Origin of the sequence: Apibacter muscae, from assembly GCF_007845595.1 — a bacterium.
In the GTDB taxonomy this organism is placed as follows: Bacteria; Bacteroidota; Bacteroidia; order Flavobacteriales; family Weeksellaceae; genus Apibacter; species Apibacter muscae.
In genome coordinates, this window is sequence record NZ_SELI01000017.1 from 16456 (window position 1) to 29552 (window position 13097).

Consider the following 13097-nt stretch of genomic DNA (forward strand, 5'->3'; position numbering starts at 1 on the left):
GGTATGGAAAACAACCAAAATCAACAAGACTTAAATATAGAACTTCCTGATGAGATAGCAACAGGGGTGTTTTCAAACTTAGCTTTAATCAACCATTCTCCCACAGAATTTGTTTTAGATTTTATACAAATGATGCCAGGAGTTCAAAAACCAAAAGTTAGATCTAGAGTGATTCTAACTCCTGAACACGCTAAGAGATTGTTAAACGCTCTATCTGAAAATTTAAAAAATTTTGAAAGTCAGTTTGGCAATGTTAAAGACGATGATACATTTCATTTAAACTTTGGACAAAACGGACAAGCTTAAATAGACATTGAATATAAAAAAGGTTGAGTATTAACTCAACCTTTTTTATATCTATTTAATAACTGACTAGTGAATGTATTTCTTTACAATGAGGGAGCAAAGTCTGAGTCCCGTTTAAGAAAGAAAGTTCTGCTATAAAGCTAAATTGGGTAGCAATTCCGCCACATTCAGTAATAAGTTCGGCACAAGCTTTCGCCGTACCACCGGTAGCTAAAATATCATCATGGATTAATATCCGTTGACCTTGGGAAATAAAATGTTTTTTAATTTCAATAGTTGCCTTGTTATACTCTAAATTGTAATTCTTGGAAACAACTGGCGGGGGTAATTTACCAGATTTTCTAATCATAATAAAAGGAACATTTAAAAGTTGAGCAATCTGAGGACCAAATAAAAATCCCCTACTTTCAATCCCACATACAGCATCAACCTTATTCTTACTAAATTTAACAAATTCAAGTACAATTCTATGGCATAATTCTGTATTTAAAAATAAAGAACTAATGTCTTTATATAAAATTCCCTCCTTAGGAAAATCCCTAACATCGGTAATATGTTGTTTAATATCTTCCGTCAAGCTATTCATAAATTATATTTTAATAAATATTTATTTCCAAGAATCATCATTGGTAACTTCTTTAGTCTGGGTATCGGTAATTAGCCAATCTCCATTAATTTTATGGAGTTTAAAATTTTGTTTGAGAGATTTTATTTTGCCACTCTTGTCCTTAATTTGGTATATAGAAAAAACGGTAATCTCATCCTTGTTACGATTGATTAAATCACTTGAAAGAATATTTACAGCTTCAATTGTACCAAAACCATTACTTGTAGAAGAAAATTTTTCTTCATCCCCCCATTTAGGATTTTTGGATAATTTATAAGCTTCAGAATATTTCTTATCTCCAATCAATTGAATAAAATTATTTACATTTTTAACCGCAAGTTGATTGTCCAATTCATCTTCAATAGAGCTAGAGGAATCTTTAGTTTTAGATACTTCAATAGGTATGCCAGCCAATTTACCATATAAATATTTATCACCGGCGGAAGTTTTAACTTCAACATCAAGACTAGAATTAATTATTTTTTCTTTATCAAATAAATTATACATGAATTTTAAACCCTTATTTAGATCAAAGGAAGAAGAAAGTGTTCGATTCGTAGTATAAACAACAGTACCATTGTTGATAAAAGAAATAGAAAAATTTAAAGGTAAATTATTGAAAGTTATTTCTTGGCCTGAATCGTCTACGAGCTTAGGATATATATAAAAGCCTTCATTTAATTCAGGATCAGAGTTTATTGTTGAAAAACGAATGCTTATAGAAGTTGCAGATTCAAGTTGTTGCAAATTTTTTTCCTCCTCAGATAATTTTTTTTCCTCAGTTCTAAGTATAGAAGGATCGAGTGGAATCATTGATGTACTAGACCATGATATTTTGTTTTCTTTAGCTATTTCTTCAGCCATTTCGAAAACTTGTTCAGAGCTTTTATCATTTAAAATTGAATAAAGTTTTTCCCAACGTTGATTTTCATCATCTCCATCAGTTTTAAACTTGTAAATTAGTTTAATGGCTTCTTCTAATTTGTCTTGTTGTAATATTGTCAATTTAGAAGAAATTGATTTTAAGCTTAAATCAAAAGATTCTTTAGAACTACCGTCAATAACTTTATATTCTTTATTACATGAAAGAATAATAAAGAATATGCTATATAAGATTAAGAATGTTTTTTTCATATTAAGAAATTATGTATATAAAAGTACATTAAAAATTTTTAATAAATTGAATAGTAGTAATAGACATTTAAATTATTCTTCACTCAATCTAAAAAAATAGATCATCTTATATAAAATTAAATTTTAAGAAAATTTTTGAATTGATAAAATTTATCTTAATTAAATAAATCTGATAGGTGGTCCAAAAAGATCTTAAAGATTAGTTTTATGAACTATATACTAAATTATTTTTTCTAAAAATACCTTAATAAAAAAAATTATATTATAGTCAATAAAATTTTTATTTGATAGGTTAGAGAGAAATTACCAAAACACTAGTAATTTTTTATTTATATACAGCTATTTAAAAATTTATAAAAAAATAATTTAAATTTTTCAGATTACTAATATAAAGTTATTAGCTCAAAATTAATTTTAATAAGAGGATTTATAAGTGTATAAATTTAAGGTTTTATTTGTCTGGAAATACTTTGTTCTAAAGATATAATAGTTTCCGTTCTTACAATCCCGTTTATTTTTTGAATTTTATTTCTTAAAACATCCATTAGATGATCATTGTCCTTGCAAAGAAGTTTAATGAAAACTGTGTAATTTCCTGTTGTGAAATGAGCTTCAATAATTTCATTAATTTTCAGCATTTCATTAATGGATTCTTGGTACTTTACAGATTTTTCAAGGTATATTCCAACGTATGCAATAGTTTTATAACCTAAGGCTTTATAATTTAATGGAGTAACTGGATTTTTAATAATTTCAGAGGCCTCTAATTTTTTTATTCTTTGATGGATAGCAGTAGATGAAACACCCACTTCTTTAGCTATTTTTGAAATAGAGGTTTTCGCATTACTCATGAGAGAATTTAAGATTATTTTGTCAATTCCATCAAGCTCAAAAGAATATTTTTTAAATTCCCTCATAAAGTTAAACGAGTAATTATAAATTTTGTTTTTACATTAACCCAATAGGATTGAATATGATTTATTTCACAATATCAATAGTTTTAATATCACCATGAATATTTACACGCAAAATATTATTTTTAGTTAAATTCTTTATAGATTTATCCCATTTCTTTCCGCTTAAATTCGCCAGAGACTTAAGAGTATTGATTTCCATAGTAGAATCATTTTTTTCTAAAATCTCTAATATTAATTTCTCTTCATCTGTCAATTCAATAGATAAAGATTTTTTTTCAGGCTTCATTTGAGGGAAAAATAAAACTTCTTGTATGGATGAATTATTTGTTAAGAACATGATTAGGCGATCCATACCAATTCCTAGACCAGAGGTAGGTGGCATTCCAAACTCAAGAGCACGTAAAAAATCCTGATCAATAAACATGGCTTCGTCATCACCTTTTTCTGAAAGTTTAAGTTGCTCTTCAAATCTATTTCTTTGGTCAATGGGGTCGTTTAATTCCGAATAAGCATTTGCAACCTCTTTGCCACATACCATTAATTCAAAACGTTCAGTAAGCTCAGGGTTATCTCTATGTTTTTTTGTAAGAGGAGACATTTCTACAGGATAATCAGTAATAAACGTAGGTTGAATAAAATTTCCTTCACACTTTTCTCCAAAAATTTCATCAATTAATTTACCTTTCCCCATGCTATCATCCACTTCAATACCTAAACTTCTAGCAGCTTCTCTGATTTCAGTTTCTGATTTTCCAGTTATATCAAAACCAGTAAATTTTATTATAGCATCAGTCATAGAAATCCTAGCATAAGGAGCTTTAAAATCAATCTCATGTTCTCCATAAGTAGTTTTAGTTGTTCCGTTTACAGCTATGGCGCAATGTTCCAAAAGTTGTTCGGTAAAGCTCATCATCCAATGATAATCTTTATAAGCTACATAAATTTCCATAGCAGTAAACTCAGGATTATGAGTTCTATCCATTCCCTCATTTCTAAAATTTTTTGAAAATTCATAAACTCCGTCAAAGCCACCAACAATTAATCTCTTTAAATAGAGTTCATTGGCAATACGTAAGTATAATGGAATGTTTAAAGAATTGTGATGAGTAATAAAAGGTCTTGCTGCTGCACCTCCAGGAATAGATTGTAGCACAGGTGTCTCTACTTCAAAATATCCTCTTTCGTTAAAGAAATTCCTCATTGAATTGAATAAAAGAGTTCTTTTAATAAAAATATCTTTAACTTTAGGATTAACAACTAAATCTACATATCGCATTCTGTATCTAAGTTCAGGATCGTTAAAAGCATCATGAACCTTTCCTTCTTCATCAGTTTTAGGAAGAGGAAGTGGACGTAAAGCTTTAGACAATAAGGTAAAATCTTTAACCATAACAGTTTTCTCGCCCAATTTAGTATTGAAAAGCTCTCCTTCAACCCCTATAAAATCACCTAAATCTAAAAGCTTTTTGTAAAAATCGTTATACTTAAACTTATCATCTTCCGGACAAATCACGTCCCTGTTAAAATAAAGTTGAATACGTCCAGTGCTATCTTGCAACTCAGAGAATCCTGCTTTTCCTTGAATTCGGTTAGACATCAGCCTACCTGCGATATAAACCTTTACACCTTCCTTAAAATTGTTACGAATTTCTTCAGTAGTATAATTGATATTAAATTCAGATGCTGGGAAAGGATTTATTCCTGCTGACTTTAATTTTTCTAACTTTTCTCTTCTAATTTTTTCTTGTTCTGAAAGTTGCATATATTGATAACGATTAAGTCTACAAATTTAGAAATATTCTCATTCAAAGCTTAAGTATTTAAATAAAATCTCCTTATTAAAAGTATAATATAATTAAAATTTTGAATTAATATTATCTATATATAAGAAAAAAAATCTATTTTTGCATTCTGTAAAAAAAATGTATACAATATAATTAGAGAATTAAATGTCAGGAATTATTGGAAAAAAAATTGGCATGACTAGCTTATTTGACGAACAAGGTAAAAATATACCTTGTACAGTTATTGAAGCAGGCCCATGTTCAGTTTTACAGGTCAGAACCAAAGAAAAGGATGGCTATTTTGCTGTTCAATTAGGTTTCGATGACAGAAGTGAAAAAAATGTAGGGAAAGCTATGTTAGGTCACTTCAAAAAAGCAGGTTCAACACCAAAAAGAAAAATGGTGGAGTTTTATCACGGTTTTGAAAATTTAAAGTTAGGAGATTCTGTAAAAGTTAATTTATTTTCCGAAGGAGAATATGTTGATGTTACTGGAGTTTCTAAAGGTAAAGGTTTTCAAGGAGTTGTAAAAAGACACGGTTTTGGAGGGGTTATGCAGGCAACTCATGGACAGCATAACCGATTAAGAGCCCCGGGTTCAATAGGAGCTGGGTCTGATCCTTCAAGAGTATTTAAGGGAATGAGGATGGCTGGTAGAATGGGTGGAAACCAAGTAACTGTTCAAAACCTTGAAGTTGTAAAAGTGGACGAAGAAAAGAATCTTTTAGTAGTTAAAGGTGCGGTTCCTGGTCCTAAAAATTCATATATAATAATAAGAAGATGGAATTAGTAGTACTAGATAAAAACGGGAAAGAAACTGGAAGAAAAGTTACTTTGGACGAAAGTATATTTGAAGTGCAGCCTAATGAACATGCGGTATACTTAGAAGTTAAACAATATTTAGCAGCTCAGAGACAAGGGACGCATAAATCTAAAGAAAGATCAGAGCTAAGCGGTTCTACGCGTAAACTTCATCGTCAAAAAGGAACTGGTGGTTCTAGAAAGGGAGATATAAAAAATCCTTTGTTTAAAGGCGGAGCTAGAGTTTTCGGTCCAAGACCTAGAGATTATAGATTTAAATTAAACAAATCTCTTAAACGTTTAGCGAAAAGATCTGTATTAAGTCAAAAATTACAAGACAATAACCTAAAAGTTCTTGAGGATTTAAAATTTGAAGGTCCAAAAACTAAAGAATTCATTCAAGTATTAAGTAACTTAGGTTTAGAAGGTAAAAAGACTCTGTTTGTACTAGGTGAGGCAAATAAATTCGTATATTTGTCATCCAGAAATCTTCAACAAACTAAAGTTTTAACTCATAATGAAATAAGTAGTTATGATATATTGAAAGCAAATGAAGTTGTTCTGTTTGAAGGTTCAGTTGAAAAATTACAAGAAAATTTAAGAAAGTAAAATTATGTCTGTATTAATAAGACCTATCATATCAGAAAAAGCAAATGATATTGCTGAGAAAAGAAATCGATTTACTTTTTTAGTTAATCCTAAAGCTAATAAATCAGAGATAAAATACGCGGTTCAAAAAGCTTATGGGGTAACTGTAGTAGGAGTTAGAACATTAATTTCTCCGCCTTCAGTTAAATCTAAATATACTAAATCAGGTTTACAAGTAGGAAAAACAAATAAAGTTAAAAAAGCAATGGTTGATATTAAAGACGGTGAAACCATTGATGTATTTGGAACTATATAATTTTTAAAAAGAATCATGTCGGTAAGAAAATTAAAACCTATCACCCCCGGACAAAGATTCAGAATTGTTAACAATTTTGAAGAAATCACTACTTCCAAGCCAGAAAAATCTTTATTAAGAAAGATTTCTAAATCTGGAGGTAGAAATAATTCCGGAAAAATGACCATGCGTTATACCGGAGGTGGACACAAGAAACGATACAGAGAGATCGATTTCAAAAGAAATAAGTTTGGCATTCCGGCTACTGTTAAGTCAGTAGAATATGATCCAAACAGAACTGCATTTATTGCCCTTTTGATTTATGCTGATGGAGAAAAACGATATATCGTTGCTCCTCACGGTATTAAAGTTGATCAGAAAGTAATTTCAGGAGATACAGTAGCACCTGAAATCGGTAATGCAATGAAGTTGAAAAACATTCCATTAGGGACTGTAGTATCATGTATTGAATTAAGACCTGGACAAGGTGCAAAAATGGCAAGAAGTGCTGGTACAAGTGCTCAGTTGATTGCTAGAGATGGTAAATATGCGGTTCTTAAAATGCCTTCAGGAGAAACAAGAATGATTTTAGTAGAGTGTTTAGCTACAATAGGTTCTGTTTCCAACTCTGATCATCAATTAACCGTATCTGGTAAAGCAGGTAGAAGCAGATGGTTAGGAAGAAGACCGAGAACAAGACCAGTAGCTATGAACCCGGTTGATCACCCAATGGGTGGTGGAGAAGGTAGATCTACAGGAGGACATCCAAGATCTAGAAAGGGTATGCCAGCAAAAGGATTTAAAACTCGATCAAAGAAAAAAGAATCGAATCGTCACATTTTACAAAAAAGAAAATAATATAGTATGGCACGTTCGTTAAAAAAAGGACCTTACATTCACTATAAGCTAAATAAGAAAGTACAAGCTAACGTAGAGTCAGGTAAAAAAGTAGTTATTAAAACTTGGTCAAGAGCTTCTATGATTTCTCCAGACTTCGTTGGGCAAACCTTTGCAGTACATAACGGTAAACAATTTATTCCTGTATATGTTACAGAGAATATGGTTGGACATAAGTTGGGTGAGTTCTCACCTACACGTGTATTTAGAGGTCATGCCGGTAATAAAAATAAAGGAAATAGATAATATTTGAAGCAATGGGTAAAAGAAAAAAAGATAGTGCATTAGTACGTAAAGAAAATAACAAAGACCTAGCTATTGCTCGCTTAAATAATTGTCCTACCTCTCCAAGAAAAATGAGATTAGTAACAGACATTATTAGAGGTGTCGATGTAGATAAAGCATTATATATATTAAAATATTCTAAAAAGGAAGCTTCTATCAGATTAGAAAAACTCTTACTAAGCGCTATAGCTAATTGGCAAGTTAAAAATGAGGGTAAAGATATAGAAGAAGCGAAACTTTTTGTTAAAGAAATTTTTGTAGATGGAGGTTCTATGTTAAAAAGATTAAGACCGGCCCCTCAAGGTAGAGGGTATAGAATTAGAAAAAGATCTAATCATGTAACAATTATTCTTGGGAACAAAACTGAAGTAAACTAAGTATGGGACAAAAGACAAATCCAATAGGTAATAGATTAGGAATCATAAGAGGATGGGATTCTAATTGGTATGGTGGAAAAAATTTTGGTGATAAAATAGCAGAAGATTTTAAAATCCGTAGATATTTAGAGGCTCGTTTATCAAAAGCAGGTGTTTCCAGAATTTACATCGAAAGAACTTTAAAGCTAATAACTATAACTATAACAACTGCTCGTCCAGGAATTATTATTGGTAAAGGTGGACAAGAAGTTGATAAATTAAAAGAAGAGCTTAAGAAGATCACTAAAAAAGAAATTCAAATAAATATATTTGAAATCAAGAGACCTGAACTAGACGCTAAATTAGTGGCAGAAAGTGTGGCACGTCAAATTGAAAATAGAATTTCTTATAGAAGAGCTGTAAAGATGGCAATAGCCTCTACCATGAGAATGAACGCAGAAGGAATAAAAATTATGATTTCTGGTCGTTTAAATGGAGCTGAGATGGCTAGATCTGAATCTTTTAAAGAAGGTAGAATACCATTGTCAACTTTCCGTGCAGATATTGATTATTACATAGCCGAAGCTCATACTACTTATGGTAGATTGGGGGTTAAGGTTTGGATAATGAAAGGAGAAGTTTATGGGAAAAGAGAATTATCTCCATTGGTAGGTCTTCAGAAAAAGACTCAGAAAAGAAAAGTTAAAGAAAGAAGATAGTTTTATAACATCCTAGATCAGAATCATGTTACAACCAAAAAGAACAAAATTCCGTAAGCAACAAAAAGGTCGTATGAAGGGGCTTTCTTATAGAGGAAACCAATTAGCATATGGTACTTTTGGAATTAAAGCATTAGATCCGGTATTTATAACTGGAAGACAAATAGAAGCGGCTCGTATTGCAGCTACTAGATATATGAAAAGAGAAGGTCAACTTTGGATAAAAATTTTTCCAGATAAACCAATTACTAAAAAACCTGCGGAAGTACGTATGGGTAAAGGTAAAGGTGCAGTTGAATATTGGGTTGCGAGAGTTACACCAGGAAGAATTATTTTCGAGATTGGTGGTGTATCTTATGAAGTAGCAAAAGAAGCATTAAGATTAGCGGCTCAAAAACTTCCGGTAAAAACTAAGTTTGTCGTAGCTAACGATTTTGTAAAACCAGAATAATTAATAAAATCGATGAAAGCAAAAGATATTAAAAACTTAAGTGCAGAAGAATTAAAGCTGAAATTGGCTGAAAAAAAAGCAGAGTATGCAAAGCTAAAATTAGCTCATAAAGTATCTCCAATTGAAAATCCAATTCAATTAAGAGATATTAGAAAAACAATCGCAAGGTTATTAACAGCCTTAAAATAATTAAACATCCGAAAAAGAAATTTAATTTCAACTATGGAAAGAAATTTAAGAAAAGAAAGAATCGGAGTGGTATCTAGTAATAAAATGGATAAGACAGTTGTTATTAGTGAAACAACTAGAATGAAGCATCCTATGTATGGAAAGTTCGTTTTAAAAACTAAGAAATATACTGCTCACGATGAAAAAAATGAGTGCAACGAAGGAGATACTGTACGCATTATGGAAACACGTCCTTTGAGTAAAAATAAAAGATGGAGGTTGGTAGAAATAATAGAAAGAGCTAAATAATTTTAAAATGCTACAGACAGAATCAAGATTAAAAGTTGCAGATAACACAGGAGCTAAAGAGGCCTTAGTTATCAGGGTATTAGGAGGATCTAAAAGAAGATATGCTTCAGTAGGAGACAAAATTGTAGTTACAATTAAAGATGCTACTCCTTCTGGAAATGCTAAAAAAGGACAAGTTTCTAAAGCAGTAGTTGTAAGAACAAAGAAATCTGTTAGAAGAAAAGATGGTTCTTATATAAGTTTTGATGATAACGCATGTGTATTATTAAATACGGCAGGAGAAATGAGAGGAACACGTGTTTTTGGTCCAGTTGCTAGAGAATTGCGTGACAAAGAATATATGAAAATTATATCTTTAGCTCCTGAGGTATTATAATCCAAATTTAATGTTATGACAAAGATTAAAATAAAAAAAGGAGATAAAGTACAAGTTTTAGCTGGTGCATACAAAGGCAAGCAAGGAAATGTATTAGTTGTGTATCCTGAAAAGAATAGAGCAATTGTTGAAGGTGTGAACATAGTAAAAAAACATAAAAAACCTTCAGCAGAAAATCCTCAAGGAAGTATTATTGAAAAAGAAGCTACTATCCATATTTCAAATCTAGCTTTGTTAGATCCTAAATCGGGTAAGCCAACTAGAATTTCTTATAGAATTGAGGAAGGAAAAAAAGTAAGAATTGCTGTTAAATCAGGAGAAGCTATTTAATTTAATAAGATTTAGAATAATTATGCAATATATAGCAAGACCCAAAAAAAAATATAACGAGACAATCAAATCTGCTTTAAAAGAGGAGTTTGGATATAAATCTGTTATGCAAGTACCTAAATTACAAAAAATTGTAATAAGTCAAGGATTAGGTTCTGCAACAGCAGATAAAAAGATTGTAGATTATGCTGTTGAAGAAATTACTTTGATTTCAGGACAAAAAGCAGTACCTTGCATCTCTAAAAAAGACGAAGCAGGTTTTAAACTTAGAAAAGGTATGCCAATAGGCGCTATGGTAACCTTAAGAGGTGACCGTATGTATGAGTTTTTAGATAGACTTGTTTCTTCTGCTTTACCAAGAGTTAGAGATTTTAATGGAATTAAAAACTCTGGGTTTGATGGAAGAGGTAATTATACTTTAGGTATTACCGAACAAATTATCTTTCCAGAAATTAATATTGATAAAGTGAAGAAAATCCAAGGTATGGATATTACTTTTGTAACTAGTGCAAGCACGGATAAAGAAGCTAAAGCATTATTAACCCATTTTGGATTGCCTTTTAAAAAGAATTAAATATTTATGGCTAAAGAATCAATGAAAGCGCGTGAGCGCAAAAGAGAAGCGTTATCAACTAAATACGCTGATAAAAGAAAAGCTTTAAAAGAGGCAGGAGATTATGAAGCTTTACAAAAGTTACCTAAAAATTCATCTCCAGTAAGATTGCATAATAGATGCAAATTAACTGGTAGACCAAGAGGATATATGAGAGTATTTGGTATATCTAGGGTGACTTTTAGAGAAATGGCTAATGATGGTTTAATACCAGGAGTAAAAAAAGCCAGCTGGTAATATAAAATAATAAATATAGATTTTAAAAGTAGAATTTTATTTCTATACTCTAAAATTAAATAAATATGGTTACAGATCCAATTGCAGATTACTTAACACGAGTAAGGAATGCTACAAGAGCAGGTCATAAGGTAGTTGAAATACCTGCTTCAAAAATTAAAAAAGAAATTACAAAAATTCTCTTTGATCAAGGTTATATTCTTAACTATAAGTTTGAAGATGATAAGGTTCAAGGTAAGATTAAAATTGCTTTGAAATATGATAAACTTACAAACTTATCAGCAATAAAATGTATAGAGAGAGCTTCAAAGCCAGGATTAAGAAAATATTCTGGTTCTAAGGAACTTCCAAGAGTATTGAACGGTTTAGGGATCGCTATAATATCGACTTCTAAGGGAGTGATGACGGATAAAAAAGCACGTCAAGAGAATGTAGGTGGGGAAGTTATATGTTATGTTTACTAAAAATTTGAAGAAATGTCAAGAATAGGAAAAGCAATTATAAATATTCCTACAGGTGCTACCTTAGATTATAAAGATAATGTAGTAACAGTAAAAGGGAAGAACGGCGAGCTTAAACAGGAATTAGTAGGAGGAATAACTTTGAAAATTGAAGATGCTCAAGTAACAGTTGAAAGACCATCAGATGCTAAAGAACATAGATCATTACATGGTTTATATCGTGCTTTGATTAATAATATGGTGATAGGAGTTTCAGAAGGTTTTACAAAAAAACTAGAATTGGTTGGTGTTGGATATAGAGCTTCTAATCAAGGTCAAAGATTAGAATTAGCTCTTGGTTTTTCTCACCTTGTAGTATTTGATCTACCTACTGAAATTAAAGTTGAAACTTTAACAGAAAAAGGTAAGAATCCGATCATTACTTTATCTTCATATGATAAACACTTATTAGGTATGGTTTGTGCTAAAATAAGATCTTTACGTAAGCCTGAACCATATAAAGGAAAAGGTATTAGATTTGTAGGTGAACAAATTAGAAGAAAAGCAGGTAAATCTGCATAAAAAAAAGTGTTATGGCATTGACTAAAAAAGAAAAAAGAATAAGAGTTAAAAGGAGAGTTCGTAAAAATATATTCGGAACAGCAGATAAACCAAGATTATCTGTATATAGAAGTAACAAAGAAATATATGCTCAACTTATCGATGATAATACAGGTAAAACTTTAGCTTTCGCTTCTTCTAGAGAAAAAGAAATTTCTGGGAAACAAGGAACTAAAACTGAAATTTCTACATTGGTTGGTAAAGAATTGGCTAAAAAAGCTAAAACAGCTGGTGTAAATACTGTAGTTTTTGATAGGAACGGATTTTTGTATCATGGAAGAGTTAAAGCTTTAGCCGATGGAGCTAGAGAAGAAGGTTTAAATTTTTAATCTGTAGTAAATCATGTTAGGAATAAAAAATATTGAAAGAGTAAAACCCGGTGGTTTAGAACTTGTAGATCGCTTAGTAGGTGTACAAAGAGTAACCAAGGTTACTAAAGGTGGTAGAGCCTTTGGTTTTTCTGCAATTGTAGTTGTAGGAGATGAAAAAGGAGTTGTTGGTTTTGGATTAGGTAAATCTAAAGAGGTTGCAAGTGCAATAGCTAAAGCCATTGAAGATGCAAAAAAAAATCTAGTTAGAGTTCCAATCTTGAACGGTTCTTTACCTCATGAGCAAACAGCTCGCTATGGTGGTGCTAATGTATTTATACGTCCAGCTTCACATGGTACAGGGCTTATAGCAGGTGGTGCAGTACGTGCCGTATTGGAATCTGCTGGGATTAAAGACGTTTTGTCAAAATCTAAAGGCTCATCCAATCCACACAATGTGGTAAAAGCTACCGTTAAAGCATTACTAAATCTTAGAAGTGCAGATGTAATAGCAAGACAGAGAGGGATTTCAATTTCTAAAGTATTTAAAGGTTAA

23 protein-coding genes are annotated in these 13097 nt (G+C 31.1%); 19 read left to right on the forward strand and 4 right to left on the reverse strand.

Translation table 11 applies throughout. The annotated features are described in order from the left end of the window. Positions 1-3: 3 nt before the first annotated feature. The gene (locus ETU10_RS04540; RefSeq protein WP_146262394.1) at positions 4-306 is read left to right on the forward strand and encodes a DUF3467 domain-containing protein; all 303 of its coding nucleotides are present in this window, start codon (positions 4-6) and stop codon (positions 304-306) included. 55 nt (positions 307-361) lie between these two features. Here the strand turns inward: ETU10_RS04540 and ETU10_RS04545 are convergent, their stop codons facing one another. The 4 genes from ETU10_RS04545 to lysS form a co-directional block, all read right to left on the reverse strand. After that, positions 362-892 carry an adenine phosphoribosyltransferase gene (locus ETU10_RS04545; protein ID WP_146262393.1) on the reverse strand — a complete coding sequence of 177 codons (531 nt, stop codon included), beginning with the start codon at positions 890-892 and terminating at the stop codon, positions 362-364. A 21-nt stretch (positions 893-913) separates the two neighbouring features. Continuing rightward, complete coding sequence (locus tag ETU10_RS04550; protein ID WP_146310230.1) at positions 914-2047, reverse strand: hypothetical protein; 1134 nt, start codon at positions 2045-2047, stop codon at positions 914-916. Positions 2048-2490: 443 nt separating this feature from the next. Further along, positions 2491-2964 (reverse strand): Lrp/AsnC ligand binding domain-containing protein, encoded by a 474-nt coding sequence (locus ETU10_RS04555; protein ID WP_146262391.1) that lies wholly within the window; start codon positions 2962-2964, stop codon positions 2491-2493. A gap of 61 nt (positions 2965-3025) precedes the next feature. After that, on the reverse strand, positions 3026-4726 hold the full coding sequence (gene lysS, locus ETU10_RS04560; RefSeq protein WP_146310232.1) for a lysine--tRNA ligase: 1701 nt from the start codon (positions 4724-4726) through the stop codon (positions 3026-3028). Positions 4727-4913: 187 nt separating this feature from the next. Here lysS and rplC point away from each other — a divergent pair, with 187 nt between their 5' ends. The 18 genes from rplC (at position 4914) to rpsE (ending at position 13097) form a co-directional block, all read left to right on the forward strand. Continuing rightward, a complete protein-coding gene (gene rplC / locus ETU10_RS04565) occupies positions 4914-5537 on the forward strand; it encodes a 50S ribosomal protein L3 (protein WP_146310234.1) in 624 nt (207 codons plus the stop codon). Further along, positions 5528-6157 carry a 50S ribosomal protein L4 gene (rplD, locus tag ETU10_RS04570; protein ID WP_146262388.1) on the forward strand — a complete coding sequence of 210 codons (630 nt, stop codon included), beginning with the start codon at positions 5528-5530 and terminating at the stop codon, positions 6155-6157. The genes rplC and rplD overlap by 10 nt, the downstream gene beginning before the upstream one ends. A 4-nt stretch (positions 6158-6161) precedes the next feature. Continuing rightward, positions 6162-6452 carry a 50S ribosomal protein L23 gene (gene rplW / locus ETU10_RS04575; protein ID WP_146262387.1) on the forward strand — a complete coding sequence of 97 codons (291 nt, stop codon included), beginning with the start codon at positions 6162-6164 and terminating at the stop codon, positions 6450-6452. Between the two features lie 15 nt (positions 6453-6467). Next, positions 6468-7289, forward strand: a complete 822-nt coding sequence (gene rplB / locus ETU10_RS04580; RefSeq protein ID WP_146310236.1) for a 50S ribosomal protein L2 — start codon at positions 6468-6470, stop codon at positions 7287-7289. A 6-nt stretch (positions 7290-7295) separates the two neighbouring features. Beyond that, positions 7296-7574, forward strand: a complete 279-nt coding sequence (rpsS, locus tag ETU10_RS04585; protein ID WP_146262385.1) for a 30S ribosomal protein S19 — start codon at positions 7296-7298, stop codon at positions 7572-7574. Between the two features lie 11 nt (positions 7575-7585). Next, positions 7586-7990 carry a 50S ribosomal protein L22 gene (rplV, locus tag ETU10_RS04590; RefSeq protein WP_146310238.1) on the forward strand — a complete coding sequence of 135 codons (405 nt, stop codon included), beginning with the start codon at positions 7586-7588 and terminating at the stop codon, positions 7988-7990. 2 nt (positions 7991-7992) lie between these two features. After that, positions 7993-8688 (forward strand): 30S ribosomal protein S3, encoded by a 696-nt coding sequence (rpsC, locus tag ETU10_RS04595; protein WP_146310240.1) that lies wholly within the window; start codon positions 7993-7995, stop codon positions 8686-8688. 25 nt (positions 8689-8713) lie between these two features. After that, positions 8714-9139 carry a 50S ribosomal protein L16 gene (gene rplP, locus ETU10_RS04600; RefSeq protein WP_146262383.1) on the forward strand — a complete coding sequence of 142 codons (426 nt, stop codon included), beginning with the start codon at positions 8714-8716 and terminating at the stop codon, positions 9137-9139. A 12-nt stretch (positions 9140-9151) separates the two neighbouring features. Continuing rightward, positions 9152-9328 (forward strand): 50S ribosomal protein L29, encoded by a 177-nt coding sequence (gene rpmC, locus ETU10_RS04605; RefSeq protein ID WP_146310242.1) that lies wholly within the window; start codon positions 9152-9154, stop codon positions 9326-9328. A 33-nt stretch (positions 9329-9361) separates the two neighbouring features. Next, entirely contained in the window at positions 9362-9616 is a 255-nt protein-coding gene (gene rpsQ / locus ETU10_RS04610; protein ID WP_146310244.1) for a 30S ribosomal protein S17, read from the forward strand. A gap of 7 nt (positions 9617-9623) precedes the next feature. Beyond that, a complete protein-coding gene (gene rplN / locus ETU10_RS04615; RefSeq protein WP_146262380.1) occupies positions 9624-9992 on the forward strand; it encodes a 50S ribosomal protein L14 in 369 nt (122 codons plus the stop codon). Positions 9993-10007: 15 nt separating this feature from the next. Beyond that, positions 10008-10322, forward strand: a complete 315-nt coding sequence (gene rplX, locus ETU10_RS04620) for a 50S ribosomal protein L24 (protein ID WP_221410364.1) — start codon at positions 10008-10010, stop codon at positions 10320-10322. 22 nt (positions 10323-10344) lie between these two features. Continuing rightward, positions 10345-10896: a 50S ribosomal protein L5 gene (gene rplE / locus ETU10_RS04625; protein WP_146310246.1), complete on the forward strand. Its 552-nt coding sequence runs from the start codon at positions 10345-10347 to the stop codon at positions 10894-10896. A gap of 6 nt (positions 10897-10902) precedes the next feature. Next, a complete protein-coding gene (rpsN, locus tag ETU10_RS04630; RefSeq protein ID WP_146262378.1) occupies positions 10903-11172 on the forward strand; it encodes a 30S ribosomal protein S14 in 270 nt (89 codons plus the stop codon). Positions 11173-11237: 65 nt separating this feature from the next. Continuing rightward, a complete protein-coding gene (rpsH, locus tag ETU10_RS04635) occupies positions 11238-11636 on the forward strand; it encodes a 30S ribosomal protein S8 (RefSeq protein WP_146262377.1) in 399 nt (132 codons plus the stop codon). Positions 11637-11648: 12 nt separating this feature from the next. After that, the gene (gene rplF, locus ETU10_RS04640; RefSeq protein WP_146262376.1) at positions 11649-12194 is read left to right on the forward strand and encodes a 50S ribosomal protein L6; all 546 of its coding nucleotides are present in this window, start codon (positions 11649-11651) and stop codon (positions 12192-12194) included. Positions 12195-12205: 11 nt separating this feature from the next. Beyond that, positions 12206-12562: a 50S ribosomal protein L18 gene (gene rplR / locus ETU10_RS04645; protein ID WP_146262375.1), complete on the forward strand. Its 357-nt coding sequence runs from the start codon at positions 12206-12208 to the stop codon at positions 12560-12562. Positions 12563-12575: 13 nt separating this feature from the next. After that, positions 12576-13097: a 30S ribosomal protein S5 gene (gene rpsE / locus ETU10_RS04650; RefSeq protein ID WP_146262374.1), complete on the forward strand. Its 522-nt coding sequence runs from the start codon at positions 12576-12578 to the stop codon at positions 13095-13097.

What these genes read in the sequence shown, in the direction of transcription:
- ETU10_RS04540 (WP_146262394.1), top strand. Translation starts at nt 4, where the DNA reads ATGGAAAACAACCAAAATCAACAAGACTTAAATATAGAACTTCCTGAT.
- ETU10_RS04545 (WP_146262393.1), bottom strand. Translation starts at nt 892, where the DNA reads ATGAATAGCTTGACGGAAGATATTAAACAACATATTACCGATGTTAGG.
- ETU10_RS04550 (WP_146310230.1), bottom strand. Translation starts at nt 2,047, where the DNA reads ATGAAAAAAACATTCTTAATCTTATATAGCATATTCTTTATTATTCTT.
- ETU10_RS04555 (WP_146262391.1), bottom strand. Translation starts at nt 2,964, where the DNA reads ATGAGGGAATTTAAAAAATATTCTTTTGAGCTTGATGGAATTGACAAA.
- lysS (WP_146310232.1), bottom strand. Translation starts at nt 4,726, where the DNA reads ATGCAACTTTCAGAACAAGAAAAAATTAGAAGAGAAAAGTTAGAAAAA.
- rplC (WP_146310234.1), top strand. Translation starts at nt 4,914, where the DNA reads ATGTCAGGAATTATTGGAAAAAAAATTGGCATGACTAGCTTATTTGAC.
- rplD (WP_146262388.1), top strand. Translation starts at nt 5,528, where the DNA reads ATGGAATTAGTAGTACTAGATAAAAACGGGAAAGAAACTGGAAGAAAA.
- rplW (WP_146262387.1), top strand. Translation starts at nt 6,162, where the DNA reads ATGTCTGTATTAATAAGACCTATCATATCAGAAAAAGCAAATGATATT.
- rplB (WP_146310236.1), top strand. Translation starts at nt 6,468, where the DNA reads ATGTCGGTAAGAAAATTAAAACCTATCACCCCCGGACAAAGATTCAGA.
- rpsS (WP_146262385.1), top strand. Translation starts at nt 7,296, where the DNA reads ATGGCACGTTCGTTAAAAAAAGGACCTTACATTCACTATAAGCTAAAT.
- rplV (WP_146310238.1), top strand. Translation starts at nt 7,586, where the DNA reads ATGGGTAAAAGAAAAAAAGATAGTGCATTAGTACGTAAAGAAAATAAC.
- rpsC (WP_146310240.1), top strand. Translation starts at nt 7,993, where the DNA reads ATGGGACAAAAGACAAATCCAATAGGTAATAGATTAGGAATCATAAGA.
- rplP (WP_146262383.1), top strand. Translation starts at nt 8,714, where the DNA reads ATGTTACAACCAAAAAGAACAAAATTCCGTAAGCAACAAAAAGGTCGT.
- rpmC (WP_146310242.1), top strand. Translation starts at nt 9,152, where the DNA reads ATGAAAGCAAAAGATATTAAAAACTTAAGTGCAGAAGAATTAAAGCTG.
- rpsQ (WP_146310244.1), top strand. Translation starts at nt 9,362, where the DNA reads ATGGAAAGAAATTTAAGAAAAGAAAGAATCGGAGTGGTATCTAGTAAT.
- rplN (WP_146262380.1), top strand. Translation starts at nt 9,624, where the DNA reads ATGCTACAGACAGAATCAAGATTAAAAGTTGCAGATAACACAGGAGCT.
- rplX (WP_221410364.1), top strand. Translation starts at nt 10,008, where the DNA reads ATGACAAAGATTAAAATAAAAAAAGGAGATAAAGTACAAGTTTTAGCT.
- rplE (WP_146310246.1), top strand. Translation starts at nt 10,345, where the DNA reads ATGCAATATATAGCAAGACCCAAAAAAAAATATAACGAGACAATCAAA.
- rpsN (WP_146262378.1), top strand. Translation starts at nt 10,903, where the DNA reads ATGGCTAAAGAATCAATGAAAGCGCGTGAGCGCAAAAGAGAAGCGTTA.
- rpsH (WP_146262377.1), top strand. Translation starts at nt 11,238, where the DNA reads ATGGTTACAGATCCAATTGCAGATTACTTAACACGAGTAAGGAATGCT.
- rplF (WP_146262376.1), top strand. Translation starts at nt 11,649, where the DNA reads ATGTCAAGAATAGGAAAAGCAATTATAAATATTCCTACAGGTGCTACC.
- rplR (WP_146262375.1), top strand. Translation starts at nt 12,206, where the DNA reads ATGGCATTGACTAAAAAAGAAAAAAGAATAAGAGTTAAAAGGAGAGTT.
- rpsE (WP_146262374.1), top strand. Translation starts at nt 12,576, where the DNA reads ATGTTAGGAATAAAAAATATTGAAAGAGTAAAACCCGGTGGTTTAGAA.